Here is a 22,227-nt window from a genome sequence, read left to right as displayed (position 1 = left end):
ATCACCGGGTGGATACAGTGGGCGCGTGGACGACCTGGAGACCCGTGAGCTGCGGTACTTCGTGGCGGTGGCCGAGGAGCTGCACTTCGGGCGTGCTGCCCAGCGGCTCGGGATCGCGCAGCCGCCGCTCTCGCGGGCGATCCGGCAGCTGGAACGTCGGCTCGGCGTCCAGCTTCTCGACCGGGACCGGCGGGGCGTGGCGCTGACCGGTGCGGGCGATGTGCTGCTGCACGAAGCCCGCCTGGCCCTCGACGCCGTCGCGGCTGCTGCCCGACGGACCCGGCGGGCGGCGGATCGGCAGCGACCCCTGGTGCTGGTGACGAAAGCCGGTGCGTCGCACGAGCTGCTGCAACGGCTTCTCGCCGCGTCGGCGGCCCGCACCGATACGGCACCGGTAGAAGTTCTGCTGTGCGAGGTCGGTGAGCAGGCACGATTCCTGCGCAACGGGCGCGCGGACGTGGCCTTGATGCACCGGCCGGTCGATGACCTCGCCGGGTTCGACACCGAAGACATCTGCACAGAGGGCCAGGTCGCCCTCCTCCCGGCGGGACATCCGCTCGCCGCGCGTCCACAGCTCACCCTCGCGGACGTGGCCGACGTGCCCGGTCTCCCCATCGCGCGATGGCCCCGGCTCGACGGCTCCTACCCCGACGGACCCGGGCCCGAAGTGCGCACCCAGTCACAACTCGCGCAGCTCGTGGCGCTCGGCAAGACCCTGCTCGTCATCCCGGCCTCGAGCCGCGCCTGGCAGTGGCCTGACCATGTCGCGGTGCCCGTCGTGGACGCCCCGGAGATCACCACCGTGCTCGCCTGGCCTGCCGACGACCGCTCACCGGCCATCGCCGCACTGGCCCGAGCCGCGGCCGAGGTTCGCACCATGCCACCAGCTGCCGCCCATACAGCGGCACGGTAACGGACGACCGCCGGTACGGAACCGCCGGCAGACGACGGCGGGCATAGCACAGTAACGGACGATCGCGCGTGTTTTCGCGGCGTGCCCGAAAGCACAACTCCTAGTGGACGTTCGCGCGGACGAGTTCGTGAGCGGCGGTGCGGTAGCGGTCGGCGATGAGGCGGACTACCGCGGGGTGGACGCCGATCGGTTCGGCGACGCCATCGGCGCCCGCCTCGTGCAGGCGCTGATGGAAGAGACCGTGGGCCAGCAGATACGACGCGATGAACACTCGCTGCGAGCCCGATTCGCGCAGGGCAGCAACAACTTCCGGAACACGCGGGGCGCCGGTGGCCACATAGGCGATCCGAACCGGGGCGGCGAGCTGCTCGGCGAGCATCCCGGCCGCGCGCCGAACATCCTGGCGCGCACGGGAATCCGACGAACCGGCGGCCGCGAAGACCACCGCGTCACCGGGCTGCCAGCCGGCCGCGCGCAGGCGCATCGCCATGATCCTGGTCAGTGCGGGATCAGGACCCATGGCGGGGGTCACCGCGACGGCAGTATGTCCGCTCTCGGCCACCTCGCGCGGAACATCCTGGTATACGTGGTATCCCGAGGCCAGGAACGCCGGTACCACCACGGCCGGGCCGTCGAGGTCGCGCAGCACCTCCGACGGCGACGGGCCGAGCACATCGACGAAGGCGGTGCGCAGCAACGGGTTCGGGCCGGTGGTGTCCATGCCGCAATCCAGTTCGGCGCCGACCGCGTCGGCGAGGGCGGCGATCATCTCCACCCCGCGCGCGCTGCGGGTGCCGTGCGCGACGAGCACGAGGGCCGGCTCACCCGGCCGCGCCGCGCTCACCACACCCCGATCGTCTGGCTCCGCGCCGACCGCGCGGGAGTGCCGATACCCGCGGGGTGCGGCGGCTGCACCGGCGGACGCGACGGCGCGTCGGAGCAGTCGGCCGCGTCGAGAGCGAGTCGGTAACCGCGCTTCACCACGGTCTGGATGGCTTTCGGCGTGCCGAGTCCCGCGCGCAGGCGGGCGATCGCGGTTTCCACCGCGTGGGTGTCGTCGCCACCGCCGGGCAGCGCCGACAGCAGGTCCTCGCGCGACACCACTCGCCCGGGCTGACGCGCCAGCGACCGCATCAACGCCATCGGCGCGGGCGCGAGCTGACGCACCTCACCGTCGACGACAACGCAGCCACCGCGCACGCTGATGTGGTGCCCGGCCGCGTAGATCCGGTTGGCCCGGCGCGGCAGTTCCTCGGCCACGTGGCGGGCGAGCGCACCGAGCCGTGCCCGGCCGGGCATGGTCGTCGGCACACCGAGTTCTTCCAGCGGTGCGGCGGTGATCGGGCCGACACAGGCGGCGAGCACCCGTCCACGCAGGGCGTGCAGCACCGACTCGAGCAGCCCGGTTTCCTTGGCGCGCATGAGAAGTGAGGCCACGGCGGGGGCGCTGGTGAAGGTGACGCAGTCGAGGCTGCCGGAGATGATCGCGTCGATCATCGAATCCATCGGGCCGCGATCGGCGGGCGGTTCCCACCGGTACACGGGCACCGGAACCACGTCGGCGCCCGCGCAGCGCAGCACCTCGCAGAAGTCGGGCACCGGTTCCCACTCGGTGGTCGCGCCGTGCAACTGCACGGCGATGCGCACGCCCTCGACACCCTCGGCGAGCAGGTGGTCGAGCACCTCGGCCGACGACTCGGACGCGGGCGACCACTCTTCGCGCAGCTCGGCGGCCCGGATGGCGCCCTTGGCCTTGGGCCCACGGGCGAGCATGCGGGTGGCGGCCAGGGTGTCACGCAGCGTCTCGGCCAACCCCCAGCCTTCGGCGGCTTCCATCCAGCCACGGAAACCGATGCCGGTGGTCGCCACGGTGATGGCGGGCGGGTCGGCGATGAGCTGTTCGGTGACCCGCTCGAGTTCGGTGTCGTCGGCGAGCGGGATGATGCGGATGGCGGGCGCGCTCACCACGGTGGCGCCCCGGCGGGTGAGCAGGGTGCCGAATTCCTCGGCGCGACGAGCAGCGGTGATACCGATGGTGAAACCGGCGAGACAGGGTCCCGCTTCGGGCACAGAATTCATGAAGTCACCGGTTCGTTCGACACCGAGACGATGCCTGCGTCGAGTCGCACGGCATACACCGGCAGCGACTGGGTTTCATCGTCGAGGCAGCGGCCGTCGATGAGGGAGAAAGCCTGCTTGAGCAGCGGCGAGGCCACCACCGGGACCCCGCCCCGATCGCCGACGATGCCGCGCGACATGACCGCGGCCCGGCCGAACGGATCGACATTGCCCACGGCGGCCAGCGTGCCGTCGGTGAGTAGGAACAGGGCGGCCTGCTTGCCGCCGTCGAGCAGGACAGCGACGCCGCGTCCCGGAATAAGGAAATCGAGTCGGCACGCCTGGGTCCAGGTCGTGGTCTCGGTGGTGATGGTGGGTGTGTCGATAACGGTCATCGGTTCCTCCTCCGAACGCCTTACCTATTGGTACAGGCGCCCTGTTTCCACAGGGTTAAGCGCTTATTTCCCGGCTGCTGCTGTGTCCGAGCCAACACCGGCGGGCATCCCCGGCAAGCCGAGAAGCACTGGCACCTTGCGTTCGCCGCTCTCGTCGAAGGCGATCGTCGGATCGGCCTCGTCAGGGGCATTGACGAAGGAGACGAAGCGCGACAGCTTGTTCTCGTCCTCGAGCACCGCGGCCCACTCGTCCTTGTATCCGTCGACGTGCTTGGCCATGGCGGCCTCGAGGTCGGCGGCGATGCCGAGGCTGTCGTCGCACACGACGGCCTTCAGGTAGTCCATGCCGCCTTCGAGGGCCTCCTGCCAGGGCGCGGTGCGCTGCAGGCGGTCGGCGGTGCGGATGTAGAACATCAGGTAGCGGTCGATGTAGCGGATCAGCGTCTCGTCGTCGAGGTCGCCCGCCAGCAGCACGGCGTGCTTGGGGGTGAGACCACCGTTGCCGCCGACGTAGAGGTTCCAGCCGTTCTCGGTGGCGATCACGCCGACATCCTTGCCACGGGCTTCGGCGCATTCGCGCGCGCAGCCCGACACGGCCAGCTTCAGCTTGTGCGGCGAACGCAGGCCCCGGTAGCGCTTCTCGAGCAGCACGGCCATGCCGACCGAGTCCTGCTGGCCGTAGCGGCACCAGGTGGAACCGACGCAGCTCTTCACGGTGCGCAGCGACTTGCCGTACGCGTGCCCGGATTCCATGCCCGCGTCGACCAGGCGCTTCCAGATCAGCGGCAGCTGCTCGACGCGGGCGCCGAACAGGTCGATGCGCTGACCGCCGGTGACCTTCACGTACAGGTCGAATTCCTTGGCGACCTCGCCGATCACGATCAGCTGCTCGGCGGTGACCTCACCACCGGGCATGCGCGGAACGACCGAGTAGGTGCCGTTCTTCTGCAGGTTGGCCAGGAAGTGGTCGTTGGTGTCCTGCAGCGCGGCCTGCTCGCCCTCGAGGATGTGGTCGCTCGAGGTGGAGGCGAGGATCGAGGCGACGGTCGGCTTGCAGATATCGCAGCCCGAGCCCTTGCCGTGCTTGGCGATCAGCTCCGAGAAGGTGCGGATACCGGTGACATTCACGATGTCGAACAGTTCGGCACGCGACTGCTCGAAGTGCTCACACAGCGCCTTCGACAGCGCGACACCGGACTGTTCCAGCAGCTTCTTGATCATCGGCACACAGCCACCGCAGGAGGTGCCCGCGTTGGTGCAGCCCTTCACGGCCGGGATATCACAGGCGCCCTCGGCGATGGCGCCGCAGATGGCGCCCTTGCTGACGTTGTTGCAGGAGCAGATCTGCGCGTCGTCGGGCAGCGCGTCGGCACCCAGTTCGGCGCCGGCCGGGGAGATCAGCGAGGCCGGGTCGGCGGGCAGCGGACGCCCGACCAGCGGACGCAGCGCCGCGTAGGCCGACGCATCGCCGACCAGGATGCCGCCCAGCAGGATCTCGGCGTTGTCGGACACGACGAGCTTGGCGTAGGTGCCCTTGGCGGCGTCGTGCAGCACCACCGACAGCGCGCCCTCGGTGGTGGCGTGCGCGTCACCGAAGGAGGCCACGTCGACGCCCATCAGCTTCAGCTTGGTCGACATGTCGGCACCGGGGAACTCACCCGCGCCGCCCAGCAGGCGGTCGGCGACGATCTCGGCGGTGGTGTAGCCGGGCGCCACCAGGCCGTAGCAGACGCCCTCGACGGCGGCACATTCTCCGATGGCGTAGATGTCGGGGTCCGAGGACTGCAGGCTCAGGTCGGTGAGAATGCCTCCGCGCGGGCCGATTTCGAGTCCGGCCTCCTTGGCGACGGAGTCGTGCGGACGAATGCCGGCGGAGAACACCACCAGCGAGGCGTGGATCTCGGACTCGTCGGACAGGTGCAGCTTGACGCCGCCGGTCTCCTCCTCGATCGACTCGATCTTGGCGGTGCCCACCCCGGTGTGCACGTTCAGGCCGATGTCGGAGACCAGCTTCTCCAGGATGGCGCCACCACCGGCGTCGACCTGGGCGGGCATCAGGCGGTCGTTGTACTCGATGACGTGCGGGGTCATGCCCATCAGGCGCAGCGCGTTGGCCGCTTCGAGGCCGAGCAGGCCACCGCCGATGACCACGCCGTGCGCGCCGGGTCCGGCCTTCTCGGCCGCAGCGCGGATGCCGTCGAGGTCGTCGATGGTGCGGTAGACGAAGCATTCGGGCAGGTCGTGGCCGGGCACCGGCGGCACGAAGGCGTAGGAACCGGTGGCCATCACCAGCGCGTCGTAGGCGATGACGTCACCGCTGGAGGTGGTGACGGTCTTGGCCGCGCGGTCGATGGACTCGCCGCGCTGGCCCAGGCGCAGCTCCACCAGGTCGTCGCCGTCGTACATGTTGCCCGGCAGCGCCAGGTCGTCGGCGTTCCAGTTGCCGACGTAGTAGGACAGGCCGACGCGGTCGTAGGCGGGCAGCTTCTCCTCGGAGAGCACGACCACGCGCCACTGTCCGGCGTCGTCGCGCGAGCGAAGGGCCTCGACGAAGCGGTGTCCGACCATGCCGTGGCCGACCACGACCACTGTCTTGCGAGTGCTGTTCATGAGAGTGACCTCCTGGATTGTGGTCGGTTGTCAGCGAGCCGACGAAGTGCTGGATTCGGCCTCGAGGACCAGGGATTCGGCCTCGGCCACGACATCGGAGTCGACGGCGACCCGGGGGCGGCGCAGGAACACCGTCCAGGTGACCGCGGCGCAGACCACATAGAAGGCGAGGAACACCCAGAACGCGGTGGTCGCCGAGGCCGTACTGGCGTAGGAGCTACGCAGCACCATGTTGATGCCGACGCCGCCGAGCGCACCGATGGCGCCGACGAAACCGATCAGGGCGCCGGAGGTGTTCTGTGACCACGCGGCCTGTTCGGCGCGCGGCAGCGGCAGGCTCTTGGACTTGGCCTCGAACACCGACGGGATGATCTTGGTGACGGCGCCGTTGCCGAAACCCGACAGGATGAAAAGCGCGATGAATCCGGCGACCAGGATCGTCATGGTCGATCCGGTGGCGATGCCGTTGTTGCGGTCGGCCAGCGTCGACGCGAAGATCACGACCAGCGCGGCGGCCATCATGGCGCCGAAGGTGGCGATGGTGACCTTGCTGCCACCGATGCGGTCGGCCATCTTGCCGCCGTAGGGGCGGGCCAGCGAACCGAGCAGCGGACCGATGAACGCGATCGAGGCGGCGTGGATGGCGGCCTGGGTGGCGGTGTCGCCACCGGCCTTGAAGCTGATCTGCAGGATCTGACCGAAGGCGAAGCTGTAACCGATGAACGAACCGAAGGTGCCGATGTAGAGGAAGGCGATGGCCCAGGACTGCGGCACGCGCAGGGCCTTGAGCATGTAGGACATGTCGGCCTTCTGGTTGGTCAGGTTGTCCATGTACAGCGCGGCGCCGACCGCGGTGATACCGACCAGGACCAGGTAGACCGCGCAGATCACGTAGGCGTAGTCGCCACCGAGGGTGACCAGCACGAGCAGGCCGAGCAGCTGGATCACCGGCACGCCGATATTGCCGCCACCGGCGTTCATGCCGAGCGCCCAGCCCTTGAGCCGCTGCGGGTAGAAGGCGTTGATGTTGGTCATCGAGGAGGCGAAGTTGCCGCCACCGAAGCCGGCGAACGCGGCGACGATCAGGAACGTGGTGTAGGAGGTGCCCGGCTGGTTGACGAAGTACAGCGTCAGCAGCAGCGGCACGAGCAGCAGGAACGCGCTGAAGATGGTCCAGTTGCGACCACCGAAGCGTGCCGTTGCCACGGTGTAGGGAATGCGCAGGAACGCGCCGACGAGCGTGGGCATCGCGACGAGGAAGAACTTGCCCGCCGGATCGATGCCGAACTTGTCGGCGGGCATGAACAGCACCATCACCGACCAGATGGACCACACCGAGAAACCGATGTGCTCGGCGATCACCGACCAGATCAGGTTGCGCTTGGCAACGTCCTTGCCGCCGGCCTCCCAGGCCGCGACATCTTCGGCATCCCAGTGCTCGATGTCGTGGTTACGCTTCAGCGTGCTCAAGTTGGGCCTCCCAAAAGTGCGATGGCCCAACGGTAGGAAATGGGTATTGCCGAAATGCTGCGGGAAATTGCGCTTGAATCAACGGTTTCTCACGCCGCCCCGGTCACAGGGGTGAGATCAGCCCTTTTGTTTCGGGCATGTGACACAACGATTTCCGCACGTAAGAAGGCGGCAAGAAATCATTCGAAACGCCCGTGAGGGTGTGATGTAGGTAGCATCGACCCGAACGCACCATTACGCAACTCGAACGGTGAGTTTTCTTCCGCTCAATTCCAGGTGTCTTCGAGCATGCGCGGTTTGCAGGCCTGCCAGGCGCCGGTGAGCAACACACCGAGCGCGACGAGCAGCAGACCGAACGGGGCGAGCCAGCCACCGGTGGCGGTGTGCAGGATGCCGAACAGCAGGGGCCCCACGCAGGCGACAACGTAACCGACACCCTGGGTGAATCCGGACAGCGCCGCCGAGCCCTGCGGTGTGCGGGTGCGCAGGTTGATGAGGGTGAGCGCCATCGGGAAGGTGCTCGGGCCGAGGCCGAGCAGCACCACCCACAGCAGCGGCGCGCTCATCGGCGCGATCAGCAGACCCGCGAAAGCGATGACGAACAGCACCATGCACGCGACGACGACCGGGAACGGGTTGCGCATGCGCGAGACGACGGTCGGCGCACCGAGCGCGGGGATCAGGCCGATCAGCGCGAACAGCGCCACCATGTTGCCGCCGAAGGCGGCGCTGGCGCCGGCATCGGCCAGGATGGTCGGCAGCCAGGTGAACATGGCGTAGGTGGTGAGCGAGGTCATGCCGAACATGCCCGCCATGCCCCAGGCCACCGGGGAACGCCACACTTTGCCTGTGGCCGTCGGTGTTTCGGGCGGCAGCGCGGTGGTGTCGGCCTTGTCGCGGCCACGCCGGTCGCGCAGCACGACCAGCCACGGCACCGCCGCGGCGAAGCCGACGAGCGCCCACACGCCCATCGAGACGCGCCAGCCGTGCGCTTCGGCCAGCGGCACCGCGACGAACGCGGGGATGACCGTGCTCAGCTGCACCATCACGATGTAGAGCGAGGAGATCGACGCCAGCCGATCGGCGAAATACCGCTTGACCAGCGGCGGAATCACCACATTGCCGATACCCATGCCGAGCAGCGCGACCCCGGACAGGGCGAGCAGCTCCCCGGTCCCGGCGGAGAACACGCGCGCCAACGAACCGAACCCGGCCAGCAGCATCGCCAGCAACACCGTGCGCTCGAGCCCGAACCGACGCACCGCGAAGGGTGTGACCAGCCCGGCGACGCCGAACATCGCGGTCGGCAGCATGCCGAACACGCCGACGATGGCGGTGCCGTACCCGATGTCGTCACCGATCTGCTCGGCCAGCGGGCTGAACGCGGTGACGGCGGCACGCAGGGTGAGCGCCGACATGATGATGGCCGCGAGAACCAGCAGCCGTCCCTCGATCAGCGATCGCCGGGTGAGCTGCTCGGACTCCGCCTGATCGACCTCGGCGGGCGGATTCGGGAGCGCACTCCCACCATCGACCGCATCCCATCGACCATCGACCTGCCCATCCATTGGGGTGAGCCGGGTCAAGGTTTCGGAGGAGGGCGGAGGAGTCACAGGAGAAATCATAGGATGACCCGATGACAATGGCCACCGAATGTGAGCGATCTCCTCGTCCGGCCGCCGCCACAAGCCGCCCCGCGCCGGAGCCCGGCCCGAGTTCCCGGGGAGGCAGCACAGCGGCCAAGTAACCTTGCTGGCGTGCAACCCGTCCGGCGCTCCAGCCTCATCGCCCAGGTGACCGAACAACTGCGCGCCGAAATCCGGTCGGGCCGTTGGCCGGTCGGCGGCCGTATCCCCACCGAACCCGAGCTCACCGAACTCACCGGCACCGGCCGCAATACCGTGCGTGAAGCCGTGCAGGCCCTGGTCCACGCGGGCATGCTCGAGCGCCGCCAGGGCTCGGGCACCTATGTGATCGCCACCTCCGAGGTAGGCGGCACGCTCGGCAAGTACTTCGCCGACGCCCAGGAACGCGACATCCTCGAATTGCGCCAGGCGCTCGACACCACCGCCGCGGGCCTGGCCGCGCGTCGCCGCGACGACACCGACATCGCGAATCTGCGTCGCCTGCTCGCCGAGCGCAACGACCGCGACTGGACCAAACCCGACCCGGTGGCCATCGCCGCCGATGTGGAATTGCACCGCGCGATCGTCGTCGCCAGTCACAACGCCGTGTATCTGGAGTTCTACGACTCGCTGCTGCCGGTGATCGAGCAGGTGATCCACGCGCGCACCGCCAAATCCGACGACGCCTACGACAGTGAGCACATCGAACTGGTGCAGGCGGTCATCGACGGCGACGCCGACCGCGCGATGCAGGCCGCGCGCTGCTTCCTCGGCTCGCTCATCGCCGAGTACCCCGACCGCTGAGTTTCGCCGGGTAACCGAGCTGTCACGCCGACGGGAATCGCTCGGTGAGCCCGAGTTGGCTCGAATGTCACCTGAGGCCATTGCCACGCAACAACCGGCTTCTACCGTTTCTCTCGACACCGCATCACGCGCCCGATCGAGAGGAAGCCGATGACCGCAATCGCCGCCACCGGCCAGACGACAGACACCGCGTCGTTCGAGTATGAGAAGAAGGGCCGCTGGCTCACCCAGTGGGAACCCGACAATCCGACATTCTGGGAATCGGGCGGTGAGAAGACCGCCAAGAAGAACCTGTGGTTCTCGGTGTTCGCCGAGAACCTCGGCTTCAGCGTCTGGGTTCTGTTCGGTTCCATCGTCACCGCCATGGGCGCCGCGGGCTTCACCTTCCTGGAGGGCCTCGGCAAGGGCAACCCGACCGCCGTCGCCAACGCGCTGCTGCTCACCTCGGTGCCCACCCTGGTCGGCGCCACCCTGCGCATCCCCTACACCTTCGCCGTCCCCAAGTTCGGCGGTCGGGCCTTCACCGCCTTCAGCGCGGGCATGCTGCTGTTCCCGACGCTCGGCCTGGCGTACTTCATCAACCAGCCGGGCACCCCGATGTGGGTGTTCCTGCTGCTGGCCGCGCTCGCCGGTGTCGGCGGCGGCAACTTCTCGTCGTCGATGGCCAACATCTCGTTCTTCTTCCCCGAGGGCAAGAAGGGCGCCGCGCTCGGCATCAACGCCGCGGGCGGCAATCTCGGTGTGGCACAGACACAATTGGCCGCACCGCTGCTGATCACCCTCGGCACGCACCTGCTGGCCAAGGACGCCGCGGGCTACCGGTTCGGCCTCACCCTCGCCATCCTGGTCTGGGTGCCGTTCATCCTGGTCGCCGCGTTCGGCGCGCTGCGCTACATGGACTCGATCACCTCGGCCAAGGCCGACGGCAAGTCCTACAAGCTGGCGCTGACCAACCCGCACACCTGGATCATGTCGTTCCTCTACATCGGCACCTTCGGTTCGTTCATCGGCTTCTCGTTCGCCTTCCCGACCCTGATCAAGGCCAACTTCCCGCACCTGACCCAGATCGGCTGGATCAGCATGGTCGGTAACCTCGCCTTCCTCGGTGCCCTCGTCGGGTCGTTCAGCCGCCCGGTCGGCGGGTGGATCTCCGACAAGGTCGGCGGCGCGCGCATCACAGTGACCGTCTTCACCGGAATGGCCGTCGCGGTCGCGTTGATCATGACCGCGCTGTCGATGAAGAGCTTCCCGCTCTACCTCGCCGCGTTCCTGCTGCTGTTCGTGCTCACCGGTGTCGGCAACGGCTCGACCTACCGGATGATCCCGTCGATCTTCGGTGCCACCGCCAAGAAGTACGCCGCCGAACACGGCATGCAGCTCACCGAGGCACAGGCATCGGCACGTCGTCAGGCCGGCGCCGCGATCGGCGTGATCGGTGCCGTCGGAGCCTTCGGCGGATTCATCCTGCAGCAGGCACTTCGCCTGTCCAACATCAACTTCGGCTCCATGGCTCCCGCCTTCTGGGCCTACGCCGTCGCCTTCGTCGTCATGGCGGGCGTCACCTGGTGGTGCTACCTGCGCACCTCCTTCGCCACCGACAAGGTCCCGTCCCTGGCCTACGCCAACGTCTGACCCCACCCGACCACGAAGGCCACGCCCGGGATCCCCACCCCCGGCGTGGCCTTCGGCCGTGGGCGAAACCTATTACGGCACAACCGATGACAACCCCGTGATCGAGTCGGCATACTGGCGATGCCTGGCTGCACTGGGGGACACCGATGAGAATACGACCGCGCCGACAACTTCTGGATCTGTGGCGGGCACACCTGCGTACCTCGTTCCGCGAGGGCGCCTGGGTCTGGGGCGGGCGCGACGGCCGCAACTCGGTGAGCGACGCCGAACAGCTGATGTGCCTGCTGTATCCGTCGAGCGAGCTGGCGAACTTCGCCCTCGATCCGGACAGCATCGCCGCCGCCGCCGATGTCGCCACGGTGATGGCGGTGCTCGGCGAAGACATCCACGTCTGCGCCGCGCTGGTGACCAAGCTCGAGGAATTCTTCGCCGCCTACACCGACGCCGAGGATGAACCGATCTTCCCCGGCGGCAGCTACTTTCGCGACGCGGGCTTCGGCCAACCGACGGCCGCGCAATGCGAACTCGAGGTCGTCGACTCGTATTCGATGTCGCTGAGCCTGTGCATCGCCTCGCTGCGTTTCCTGCGCGGCATCGAGCGCTACCTCGAGCACGAGGTGCGCCGCGAGGCCCGCAGGCTCAACGAACGCGTCAAAGCGCTGATCCCGCAGGTGAGCACCCGGTTGACCGCCGCGATGGTCGGCCTGATCCGCAGTTTCGTGATGGACACCCCGCTGTTCTCCTCCCCGCCGGGGCAGGAGATCCTGAATCTGGTGAACCAGACCGGTGCCCCGGTCAGGGAGGTCATCGCCGACTTCTCCGCCGCCCTCGGCCCCATCCGTGTGCAGGCCGAGACCGACGTGCGATCCGGTCACCCCGAGGGCCTCGACCTGCGCGACGACAATCGCGCCTTCGAATGCGGCTGGACCTGGGGTGTGGGCCGGGGCGTCGGCCCGCGCGCCGAGGTCACCGCCCGCATCGCCACCCAGCCCGGATACGCGGTCACCAAGCCCTACCTCTACTTCACCCTCGTCGCCCTCGACGGCATCAAAGACCTGTATTCCCAACGCACTTCGGAACCCGACCTGTTCGAGCCGCATCAGGTCGTGCTGGTCGAGTCGCTCAAGCGCCGCGCGGAGCTGGCGCAGAAGTACTGGTCGACGATCTCACGTTTCGGCACCGGCCGCTGGCCGCTCGAGGACCTGCCGTGGCGCACCTCCGACGGCAAGCAGTCCGACTACTACAGCCTGGCCGTGACCGCGTTCCTCATCCAGGACCTGCTGGAAAAGGAGTCGACAACAGATCTCGACCGCACCGCCGCGGTGCTGCGTCAGCTGGCCGAACGCGGCCGGATCACCAGCCGACCGATCCCCGAGGACCCGGCCGACCTGCTGCACCATCCCGGACTTCTGTTGACACTCAAGGGATCCGAGGACGTCGACGGCGGTCCGGTCCTCGGCTACCACGTGAGCGACTACACCACCCTGCTGCTCAAGCGCAGCCTGCAGGCGGCACGCCTCGCACGCGAGGTGCCCACCCGCGTCGAGCTGCTCGATCTGGCGGAATCGGCCCTCGCGCACATGGAGGCCAGGGCGATCACGAGTGGTTGCTCGGCGGGTCTGTGGGACGACCTCGGCGGCAACGGCGACACCGCCGACCCCGCGCCCTCGTGGTTCCTGACCGAACGCATGATGGAATGCCTGGTCGTCGCGCACAACACCTTCGACCGGCCACCGCTGGCCGCACCGAGCATGCGCACAGCCGCGCTCATCAAGATCAGCGAGGCCGACCACCTGTTCGTCCAGGAAACCCTGCAGGTCAGCGACGCCGTCGACTCCCCGAGATACAAGGAGCTCGCCGCGATCGAGGAGTCGCTGGCCCGCGCCAACGCGCTCATGAGCAAACGCCCGAACACCGCCGAGGCCCTGGCCTACGACGCCCTGCGCCGACTCGACGCCCTCGCCTATGCCAGGGAGGACGCCACCCGATGAGCGCCAACGACCCCGCATCGATCCTGGTCTTCGCGACCTCCGACAAGGGTGGAACGGGGCGCTCGGTCACCAGCTGCAATATCGCCTACCGGCTGTGGCTGCGCGGCCTCGACGTGGCCTACGTCGACTTCGATTTCGGCTCCCCGACCGCGGGCGCGCTGTTCGAGATCGGTGGCGCCGAGCGCGGCGTCACCGAGGGTCACGGTCTGCATTCCTATCTGCTCGGCCAGACCCGCGAACCGACGCGGATCAATGTGGGCCGCGACACCGATCGTCCGCAGTTGCGCCGCAACCCACCTCGGGCAGGCAGCCTGACGTTGCTGCCCGGCGATGTCGGCGGCGGCGAATTCGGTTGCGACGACGCGAGTGTCGAGCTCGGCGCCCTCCTGCTCGCCAATCTGATGAGCGAATTCGCGGTGGTGATCGTCGATCTCAGCGCCGGCCGCTCGGTCGCCCTCGAGATCGCGTTGCGCGCCACCGCGTCGACGGTGTTGCGCAACCACACCCACCGCTGGCTGGTGTTCCACCGCTGGACCCGCCAGCACGTGCTCGCCGCGGGCGGACTCGTGCACGGCGCGCACGGGCTGCTCGAAACCGCGACGGTGTGGGGCCACACCAAAGAAGACCTGCTGGCCTCGATGCGCTGCGTGCGCACTGCGGTCGCCGATTCGGATTCCACCCGCGCGGTCGACCCGGCCCAGGCCACCTGGCTGAAAGAGCAGGCCAACTCCCTGCGCGAACTGGCGACGAGCAACGGCATCGGTGCGGCGATGATGCTCGGCCAGACGCCGATCGAGCCCATGCTGCAGTGGCGCGAACAACTCATCCTCGACGCCGACGTCGGCGCCCGCCTGGCCAACCCCGCCACGGTCGAGGCGTACACGAATCTGGCTCGGCGACTGACGGATTCGACGACGTGGGACACGGGCCGATGAGTTCACCGATCTATCGGGAGGCTTCGGAAGAAGCCGATATCACGCCGCTGCCGATGGCGCACCTCTCGATCGAGGTCTGCCATTTCCGGCACGAGGAGATCGTCTACGACACCGACCTGGTCCGCGCGCAATTCCGGCGGGCGGTGCCGCTGGTCGCGGCGTTCATCGAGTCGGCGCGGGTGGAGTTCGGGCCGCAGACGCGGGTGAGCACCTGCTATCTCACCGACGACTACTTCCAGCCGCGCTTCACCCCGGCAAAGGTGCTCGACCGGCTGTTGGGTGCCGCCGACGACGCAGGCCTGACCATCGACTACCTGGCCAGGGAATCGGCCTGTCATCGCGCGCCGGTGTTCGCGGGCGGGGTGGCCGTCGGTGAGCCGGTGCCGGTGGCGGAGATGGTCGCGGCGCGGCTCGTCGCCCAGCCGGAGGACGAGGAGGTCGCCACCGGCGGCAGGCCGCCGACCACCGAATTCGGCTGGCTGTGCAACGGCCGCCGGGAGCAGACCGGTTCCTCGCGCGCGGCCATGCATCCGCAGCCGTATCGGCCGCCGCAGGAGTACGGCCGCGGCGAGCATTCGATCTTCCTCGACGTCGAGTTGTGGCACGACCGCGACGAGGCGGGCAGGCGCTGGTCGTGCCCCTTCCTCGCCGCGGTGTGGCAACTGGTGCGCCTCGGCATGCTGCGGTATCACGGTGCGCCCGTGGTTGATCCGCAGCTGTGGACGCCCGAGCGGGACTGGCCCGAGCGCTGGCAGGATCTGCCGCCGGTGGTGCGGCTGAACGCGGAGGCGGCGCCGTTCACGGCCTATCGGACGTTGTCGATGTTGCCCAAGCGCTATCTGCTCATCGAGTCGGCGGTGCGCGTGATCCTCGACCATCTCGCCCCCGACGACGATGTCGCCGCCCGGGTGGCGGCCCAGGGCCGCGCCGACGGGGTGCCCGTGCCGGCCAAAGTCGTCGAGCGGGTGGGGCATCTGCTGCTGGACGGATCCTGACCGTGTCCGCGCCACCGCGCCGCACCACGCCGCGACCTGCCGCGCCGGTCGTGGTGCTCGGCGAGATCCGCACCTGTCTGCTGCCCCATTCGCTGACCCTCGACCCGCTCGGCACCGTCGAGTTGCTGGCCACCGTCCCCGGCGCGACCGTCGTGCGCCGCGAACGCCCCTGCCCCCTTGCCTTTTCGCCGCGGCACGCCACCGGTGTCGACTGTCATCTCGGCTGGGGAGCGAGCGCGAGCACGACCGCGCGGGTGGTCGGCACCGTGGCCTCGACCGCGATCCTGACGGGCGGGCGTATCGCGCAGCTGTCCTCGCACACCACGGTGGCGCGGGCTCAGCAGAAGAAGCGCATGCCGTGGGCGCACTACATCGCCCGGGTCGGGGTCACCGAGCTCATCGGCGAACTGCCCGACAGCGAGGCGGCGAACAAGGAACTCGCGGCAGGGCATTTCGCCCCGAGAGGCGCCACCACCCTCGATATCGGCTCGATCTGCGCCCGGCAGCTGGACCACCTGCGCGCCGCACCGCAACTGGATCGGCACCCACCGCTGCGGGCGCCGACGACGCGGCTGCGGTGGAGTGCGGTCGTCGGCGGCATCACCGGTCCGGCGGTGTCGCTGCGGGTCGAGGACGAGGAGTTCAGGACCCTGCGGGTGACGGTGAAAGAAGCCTCGGATCTTCCTGCGGCCCTGCGATTCTGCGAGGACGTGGCGGTTCACGACTGGCTGCTCACGGTGATCGACGCCCGGGTGCGGGCGGCGGAGACATTCGACGACGGCCGCCAGGTCGCCGTCCTCGCGCCGGTGCTCGAACACCTGGCCCACCTGTGGATGCCGGGCGCCCAGGTGCCGACCGCGATGCGGGCACCGTGGCGGGATCTGCAGACCGTGGCGGGCCTGTCGAAGCAGTGGACCGCCCGCGTCGAACAGATCCAGCGCCGCATCGATGTGGCGACCTACTACGCCGTGCGGGGCGCCAACACGCCGGGACGCTGACTCACAGCCGGAACCACCGCCGGACCAACAGCGCGAAGAACACCGACATCGACACCGCACCGAGGCACGCCTCGGCCGCGAACAGGAGTTTGGCCTGCGGTTCCATCCCCGCCACATTGCCCGGATCCAGCGGATTCAGGAAGGTCAGGACCGCCAGGTAGACGACATCGGCCGGCGATTTGGTGCCTGCCAGCAGCAGGGCGATGCCGGTGCAGACCGCGATCTGCACCGCCACCCACGCGAGCAGCCGAAACGGCCGATACCCGTAGCCGCACAGCAGGTCCGCGGCGGCGCTGACACCACGGTCCCACCCCGGTGCCAGCGTGGCCCGGCGCGCCCGTGCCAGGGCGAACCCGCACCGATCCTCGGCGTCGGAGTTGTGTGCCCGGCGATGGAGCTCCATCGCGTTGGTCCACGCGCGCACCGCGTGCGCGGGCAGACCACTGCGGGTGAGCGCCGCACCGAGCTTCTCGAATTGTGCTGCGAGAAGGGAGTTCTGGGTGGGACTCAACCTCAGGGGACCGCGGAACTCGACCTCGGCCGCGATCAGCCCGGCGATCGAGGGCTTGCGCGCCCGCCAGGCCTCGTCGTCGTGTCCGGGGTCGGCGTCCCGGTCGTAGAGCGTGCCGAAGCGCAGCTTGCCGGTGGGTTGAACGATCAGCAGCTCGGGAACGTCGAGGAAACCGGCGACGATCCGGTCGAAGTCGTCCAGGCTGTCGGCTTCCGGTACCGAGTCGAGTTTGATGGCGTAGTCGTGGGCACGGTCCTCGATGAGCTCACCGACCGGATCGTGCCGCGGTGACGACCCCGCACCCGTGGCCATCTCGCGCTCCCCCGTTGTACCGCCCTGAATCAGGTTCCAGCGTAACCGTTTTCGCCCGAAGCGGGCAGTGCTACCCCGCGCAGCTTGTGGACCAGCACATCGCGTGGCTGCCCCTCACCGAAATACTGTTCGTCGCGCACGCGCAGCACGAATCCGAACTCCTTGAACAGGTTGTAGGCGGTGACGTTCTTCGGGTCGACGGTCAACCAGATCTCGTCCGCGTCGCCTTTCTCCTGACACAGGGCGATGGTGCGCGCCAACAGCCCGCGCCCGTAACCGCAACCGCGGCGATCGGGTGAGACCGCCAGGCTCAGCAACCAGGCACGGGATCCCTCGCCCATGATGGTCAGCGCGTAACCGACCACTTCGTCGTCGTTGCCGGGTTCGACGGCGACGACGCTGCGGGAGCTGTCTGCCTGCAGCAGCTGGCGGAGGACGAAGAAGGGGTAACGGTCGGCCGGAAAGGCCGCGCCGTCGATGAGCTGAATGTCAGGCAGGTCGTTCGGCGTCGGCTCCCGATACCGAACGGTTTCCTCGATGGTGGTCATCTGCTCCCTTGCGTTCGCGCACAAGAACACCCTGATATCAAGCCTAGACGCCCGCCCCCGCTCGCTCACATCGAAACGAGGGGAAGTGTACTCAGCCGCCTCAGAGCACCAAACGGACCATGTCGGCGGTGCGGGCCAGGCCGGGGAAGGCCTCGGGGGTGGAGCGGGGGTGCAGGGCGTGGACGGCTAATCGGAAGATCAGGGCACGCAACAGCATCTGGGGCCATTCGGGCAGCGTCGACCAGCGTTCCAGGAGGCCGTCGTCACCGCCGCCCCAGGCCAGGGCATCGACGACGACCACACCCGCCGCCCAGGAGGCGGGGCGCCAGTACGGGGTGATGTCGGTGAGGCCGGGGGCGTGGGTGCCGGAGAACAGGACCGTGCCGAACAGGTCGCCGTGGACGAGTTGATCGGGGCTGCGGACCGGTTTGCGCAAAGTGGCCAGCTGGCCGATCAATTCGAGGCTGCGCTGACCGTCGGGGGTCGCGGTGAGCGGTACGCCGCCCGCGCGCAGAGTGCGCAGCGGCACCGATTCCCAGGCGGCGCGGTCGGCGGCGACGAACACATCCACATCCACCCATGGCGCGACGGGCGGCTGCACCAGGAAACGCGGGCGTTCCAATTGTGCTGTCGCCTTGTGTAATCGCAGCGACACCGACACCACCTCGTCGTGGCGGGGTTCGGGGGCCCCGTCGATGAAGGTGTCGGCACGCCAGCCCGACACCACGTAGCGACCGTCGGTGGCACGCACCGGACGCGCGACGCGCACACCGTCGACGGCGAGGGTTTCGCGTACCTTGGCCGACCACGCCGCGCGGGCGTGATCGGCCACCGGGCTCAGCACCACATCGCCGAGCCGCCAGCCACCGTCCCAGTCACCGAGGGAGACCGGCGTCACTTCGCGAAGACCGAATGTGGCCCGCACATGCTCGGGTGGTTCGACTGAAGTCACTGACGTCACGGCCGTACCGTAACCCTGAGGACGCGTCAACAGCCCGAAGGCACGCTGGCACGCGACCCCATTGCGACCTCCCCGCAATCAACGGCGGACCGGTACGGATCAGTACACGGGCAGCGACGGATCGACCTGCTTGGCCCACGCGACCACGCCACCCTGCAGATGCGTGGCGTCGGCGAAACCGGCGCGCTTGAGCGCGGCCAGCGCCTCGGCCGAGCGGATCCCGGTCTTGCAGTGCAACACGATCGGCTTGTTCTGCGGCAGCTCCGAGAGCGCCTCACCGGAGAGGATGCGGTCCTTGGGGATCAGCGTCGCACCGTCGATGTGCACGATGTCCCACTCCACCGGTTCGCGCACGTCGATGAGTTCGACCTTGTCGGCGTCGAGCAGGTCCTTCAGCTCGGCGGCGGTGACGGTCGACCCGGCAGCGGCGGCCTGGCCCTCCTCCGACACCACACCGCAGAAGGCCTCGTAGTCGATCAGTTCGGTGATCGGCTGACGTTCCGGATCGCGGCGCAGCTTGATGGTGCGGTAGTTCATGTCCAGTGCGTCGTAGACCATCAGACGGCCGAGCAGCGTCTCACCGATGCCGGTGATGAGCTTGATCGCCTCGGTCACCATCACCGAACCGATCGACGCGCACAGCACGCCGAGCACGCCGCCTTCGGCGCAGGACGGGACCATGCCCGGCGGCGGGGCCTCCGGGTACAGGTCGCGGTAGTTGATGCCACGCCCGTCGGGTGCGTCCTCCCAGAACACCGACACCTGGCCCTCGAAGCGGTAGATCGAGCCCCACACGTAGGGCTTGCCCGCGAGGACGGCGGCGTCGTTGACGAGGTAGCGGGTGGCGAAGTTGTCGGTGCCGTCGACGATCAGGTCGTACTCGCGGAACAGCTCGACGGCGTTGTCGGGTTCGAGGCGGATCTTGTGCAGCCGCACGTCGATTCCCGAATTGATCTCGAGGATCGAATCGCGGGCGCTGTCGGCCTTGGACCGGCCGATGTCGGACTCGCCGTGGATGACCTGGCGCTGCAGGTTCGACATGTCGACCTCGTCGAACTCGACGATGCCGAGTGTGCCGACGCCCGCGGCCGCCAGATACAGCAGGGCGGGAGAACCGAGACCGCCCGCGCCGATCACGAGCACCTTGGCGTTCTTCAACCGTTTCTGACCGTCGACACCGAGATCGGGGATGATCAGGTGGCGGCTGTACCGCGCGACCTCATCTTTGGTCAGTTCCGCCGCAGGCTCGACGAGCGGCGGTAGGGACCCGTTGAAAGACACCTTCGGAACTCCGTTTCATTAGCGGCTGGCGCCGCGGGTTTGCGGCCTGTTCCCTTGATCTTCCCTCCCGCCGGGCACTCCTTCGTCGCACCCTCTGGTCAGTCCAGATCAAGGCGGCCGCAAACCGATGGCCGTGTGTATCTACAACACTGCCCGCCGTACTGTTCTTCCCGCCCATGGTCTCGCACAGGCGGAGCTGTCAGCCGCGCGGGTAGGGCCAGGGATTGAAGCGGCAGGTCTTGCCGTCGGGCGGGACCACACCGTGCGGGTCGAGCAGGGCGATGTCGTTGTTCTTGGTGCCGAAGGTCTGCTGCATCATGATCGGCGCCAGGCCGCCCTCGGTCTCGCACGGCTGGTGGCCGTGGTAGCCGATGGCGTGGCCGACCTCGTGGTTGACGAGGTATTGCCGGTAGGAACCGATGTCGCCGTCGAAGGCGAGCGCGCCGCGCACCCAGCGGGCCTCCGACAGCACCACCCGGTCGATGCTCGCGTTGTAACACGACGAGTCGATGGGGATCTCGAATCCACAAGCGGCGCGGGTGCTTTCGCGGGAGGTGAGCGAGAGCCGGAAGTCGGGTTCGCCGACGTCGATGCGCTGGAACCCGAACTTGGGGTCCTTGGTCCAGCTCTTGGGGTTGGCCAGGGTGGTCTCCACCATCTTGGCCACGGCCACGTCACCACCGTAGGCCGAGGTATCGATGCCGTCCTCCACCTCGACGGTGTAGCGGAACACCCGCTCGGTGCCCGCCCCGACCTGTGGGCCCGCGCCCGGCACCACATGCCAGGTGCCCGCGCCGCGCTCGACGAACGCGCCACCCTCGGGGAGCGCGCCGAGCGGCAGATCGGCGGGAAACTTCCCGTCGCCGGGCGGTGCGCCGATGATGCCGGACTGGGCGACGTTCGGGCTCAACGCCCCGAACCCCGGGTCGACCGGAGCCGGCTGCTTGGCCACGCGCAGCGCGTCGAAGACCACGAAAGCCGTCACCGCCAGCAACACCGGCAGCGCGTAGGCCCGCCACCCGTAGGTGGACACGAAACGGCCGAGGGCGCTCTGCTTCTTGGCGTCGCGCTGTGGGCTGCGCGGCCTGCCGGTGTCGGCTTCGGTGGGATCCCAGCGTGCGCGAAGGGGCTGACGCGATCGGTCGGCCGGTTGATACAGCCCGAGGGGGTCGTAGACCTGCAGTTCCCGCCCTTCTGACTCCGAAGTCACTGAACCGGACTCGGTGGTTTGCGTGGGGCGAGCGACATCGCGCCCGCCGCCGGATGGTCGTTCCGGGCGGTCGGTCACCACACCAGATTCTCACAGTGGCCAAATCGGTGACGCGGGTGGCCGGGGAAGATCCGCCGGTTACGGCCCGGCGAACGTTCCCGCCTGGTACTACATTTCCGTAGGCGATACTCCGGGGGAACACTGTGCGAGTATCGTTCGTGGGACATCGGGCGCACATTCGCCTGCCTGGTGTAGTCGACAAAGAGAGCCGAGATGACTGACCTCGTGGACCGCATGACCTCGCGCCGATCGGTGCCGGAGACGGTCCCGGCAAAGCGCGGCACCCGCCTGCCTCGTGACGAGCGGCGTCAGCAACTGCTCCTCGCGGCGAGCGAGGTATTCGTCCAGCGTGGTTACCACGCCGCGGGCATGGACGAGATCTCGCAGGTGGCCGGTGTCAGCAAGCCGGTGCTCTACCAGCACTTCGCGAGCAAGCTGGAACTGTATCTGGCGGTTCTGCAGAACTATGTGGACATCCTGGTGTCGAGCGTGCGTCAGGCGCTGCGCTCCACCACCGACAACAAGCAGCGTGTGCGCGCCGCCGTCGCCGCCTACTTCGACTTCGTCGACAACGAGATGCAGGGTTTCCGCCTCGTCTTCGAGTCCGACCTCACCAGCGAACCGCAGGTGCAGCGCCGGGTGGAACAGGCCACCGAGGCCTGCGTCGACGCGGTGTTCGACCTGGTCGCCCACGACTCCGGTCTCGACCCGTACCGGGCGCGCATCCTGGCCGTCGGCCTGGTCGGCGCGAGCCAGTTCTCGGCGCGCTACTGGCTCGAGGCCGATCGCCCGGTCCCCAAGGACGAGGCCGTCGACACCACCGTGGCCCTGGCCTGGGGCGGCCTGAAGCACGTGCCGTTCCGCCTGTCGGGCGACCGCTAGCGCACAGACGAAAAACGACCCGCCATCCCGGTGATG

Annotated in this window: 19 protein-coding genes; 8 read left to right on the top strand and 11 right to left on the bottom strand. The window is 68.5% G+C overall.

Annotated features, from left to right (window positions below; genetic code table 11):
• Window positions 1-25 precede the first annotated feature (25 nt).
• Window positions 26-913 (top strand): LysR family transcriptional regulator, encoded by an 888-nt coding sequence (locus tag AB0I19_RS23445; RefSeq protein ID WP_357151152.1) that lies wholly within the window; start codon window positions 26-28, stop codon window positions 911-913.
• 100 nt (window positions 914-1,013) lie between these two features.
• On the opposite strand, the gene AB0I19_RS23440 is transcribed toward AB0I19_RS23445, so the two are convergent.
• From AB0I19_RS23440 to AB0I19_RS23415, 6 genes are all read right to left on the bottom strand, one after another.
• On the bottom strand, window positions 1,014-1,760 hold the full coding sequence (locus tag AB0I19_RS23440) for a sirohydrochlorin chelatase (protein WP_357151150.1): 747 nt from the start codon (window positions 1,758-1,760) through the stop codon (window positions 1,014-1,016).
• Entirely contained in the window at window positions 1,754-2,992 is a 1,239-nt protein-coding gene (locus AB0I19_RS23435) for a uroporphyrinogen-III synthase (RefSeq protein WP_357151148.1), read from the bottom strand. Before AB0I19_RS23435 ends, AB0I19_RS23440 begins: the two co-directional genes overlap by 7 nt.
• Complete coding sequence (nirD, locus tag AB0I19_RS23430; RefSeq protein ID WP_357151146.1) at window positions 2,989-3,366, bottom strand: nitrite reductase small subunit NirD; 378 nt, start codon at window positions 3,364-3,366, stop codon at window positions 2,989-2,991. The genes AB0I19_RS23435 and nirD overlap by 4 nt, the downstream gene beginning before the upstream one ends.
• Window positions 3,367-3,429: 63 nt before the next feature.
• The gene (nirB, locus tag AB0I19_RS23425; protein WP_357151144.1) at window positions 3,430-5,976 is read right to left on the bottom strand and encodes a nitrite reductase large subunit NirB; all 2,547 of its coding nucleotides are present in this window, start codon (window positions 5,974-5,976) and stop codon (window positions 3,430-3,432) included.
• Window positions 5,977-6,006: 30 nt separating this feature from the next.
• Complete coding sequence (locus AB0I19_RS23420) at window positions 6,007-7,446, bottom strand: nitrate/nitrite transporter (RefSeq protein WP_357151142.1); 1,440 nt, start codon at window positions 7,444-7,446, stop codon at window positions 6,007-6,009.
• 266 nt (window positions 7,447-7,712) lie between these two features.
• Entirely contained in the window at window positions 7,713-8,864 is a 1,152-nt protein-coding gene (locus AB0I19_RS23415) for an MFS transporter (protein ID WP_357151288.1), read from the bottom strand.
• A 339-nt stretch (window positions 8,865-9,203) separates the two neighbouring features.
• On the opposite strand from AB0I19_RS23415, the gene AB0I19_RS23410 reads away from it, so the two are divergent.
• The 6 genes from AB0I19_RS23410 to AB0I19_RS23385 all read left to right on the top strand — a co-directional run bounded on the left by AB0I19_RS23410 (window position 9,204) and on the right by AB0I19_RS23385 (window position 16,426).
• Entirely contained in the window at window positions 9,204-9,875 is a 672-nt protein-coding gene (locus AB0I19_RS23410) for a FadR/GntR family transcriptional regulator (protein ID WP_357151140.1), read from the top strand.
• A gap of 150 nt (window positions 9,876-10,025) precedes the next feature.
• A complete protein-coding gene (locus AB0I19_RS23405; RefSeq protein ID WP_357151138.1) occupies window positions 10,026-11,507 on the top strand; it encodes an MFS transporter in 1,482 nt (493 codons plus the stop codon).
• Between the two features lie 146 nt (window positions 11,508-11,653).
• Window positions 11,654-13,498 (top strand): SCO2524 family protein, encoded by a 1,845-nt coding sequence (locus AB0I19_RS23400; protein ID WP_357151136.1) that lies wholly within the window; start codon window positions 11,654-11,656, stop codon window positions 13,496-13,498.
• Window positions 13,495-14,433, top strand: a complete 939-nt coding sequence (locus AB0I19_RS23395) for an SCO2523 family variant P-loop protein (protein ID WP_357151134.1) — start codon at window positions 13,495-13,497, stop codon at window positions 14,431-14,433. Before AB0I19_RS23400 ends, AB0I19_RS23395 begins: the two co-directional genes overlap by 4 nt.
• A complete protein-coding gene (locus AB0I19_RS23390) occupies window positions 14,430-15,428 on the top strand; it encodes an SCO2522 family protein (RefSeq protein WP_357151132.1) in 999 nt (332 codons plus the stop codon). Before AB0I19_RS23395 ends, AB0I19_RS23390 begins: the two co-directional genes overlap by 4 nt.
• Window positions 15,429-15,430: 2 nt before the next feature.
• Window positions 15,431-16,426 (top strand): SCO2521 family protein, encoded by a 996-nt coding sequence (locus AB0I19_RS23385; RefSeq protein WP_357151129.1) that lies wholly within the window; start codon window positions 15,431-15,433, stop codon window positions 16,424-16,426.
• Window position 16,427: 1 nt separating this feature from the next.
• On the opposite strand, the gene AB0I19_RS23380 is transcribed toward AB0I19_RS23385, so the two are convergent.
• From AB0I19_RS23380 to AB0I19_RS23360, 5 genes are all read right to left on the bottom strand, one after another.
• A complete protein-coding gene (locus AB0I19_RS23380) occupies window positions 16,428-17,249 on the bottom strand; it encodes a hypothetical protein (RefSeq protein WP_357151127.1) in 822 nt (273 codons plus the stop codon).
• A gap of 29 nt (window positions 17,250-17,278) precedes the next feature.
• The gene (locus AB0I19_RS23375) at window positions 17,279-17,797 is read right to left on the bottom strand and encodes an N-acetyltransferase (RefSeq protein WP_357151125.1); all 519 of its coding nucleotides are present in this window, start codon (window positions 17,795-17,797) and stop codon (window positions 17,279-17,281) included.
• A 100-nt stretch (window positions 17,798-17,897) separates the two neighbouring features.
• A complete protein-coding gene (locus AB0I19_RS23370) occupies window positions 17,898-18,749 on the bottom strand; it encodes a TIGR02569 family protein (RefSeq protein ID WP_357151286.1) in 852 nt (283 codons plus the stop codon).
• A 108-nt stretch (window positions 18,750-18,857) separates the two neighbouring features.
• On the bottom strand, window positions 18,858-20,039 hold the full coding sequence (gene moeZ / locus AB0I19_RS23365) for an adenylyltransferase/sulfurtransferase MoeZ (protein WP_067637377.1): 1,182 nt from the start codon (window positions 20,037-20,039) through the stop codon (window positions 18,858-18,860).
• Window positions 20,040-20,238: 199 nt separating this feature from the next.
• Entirely contained in the window at window positions 20,239-21,222 is a 984-nt protein-coding gene (locus tag AB0I19_RS23360) for a DUF3152 domain-containing protein (RefSeq protein WP_357151284.1), read from the bottom strand.
• A gap of 300 nt (window positions 21,223-21,522) precedes the next feature.
• Between AB0I19_RS23360 and AB0I19_RS23355 the strand changes: the two genes are divergently transcribed.
• A complete protein-coding gene (locus tag AB0I19_RS23355) occupies window positions 21,523-22,191 on the top strand; it encodes a TetR/AcrR family transcriptional regulator (RefSeq protein ID WP_067491484.1) in 669 nt (222 codons plus the stop codon).
• Window positions 22,192-22,227: the final 36 nt, after the last annotated feature.

The sequence above is a fragment of the Nocardia sp. NPDC050413 genome (genome assembly GCF_040655475.1).
GTDB lineage: Bacteria > Actinomycetota > Actinomycetes > Mycobacteriales > Mycobacteriaceae > Nocardia > Nocardia coubleae.
This window is presented reverse-complemented; position numbering and strand designations above follow the sequence as displayed.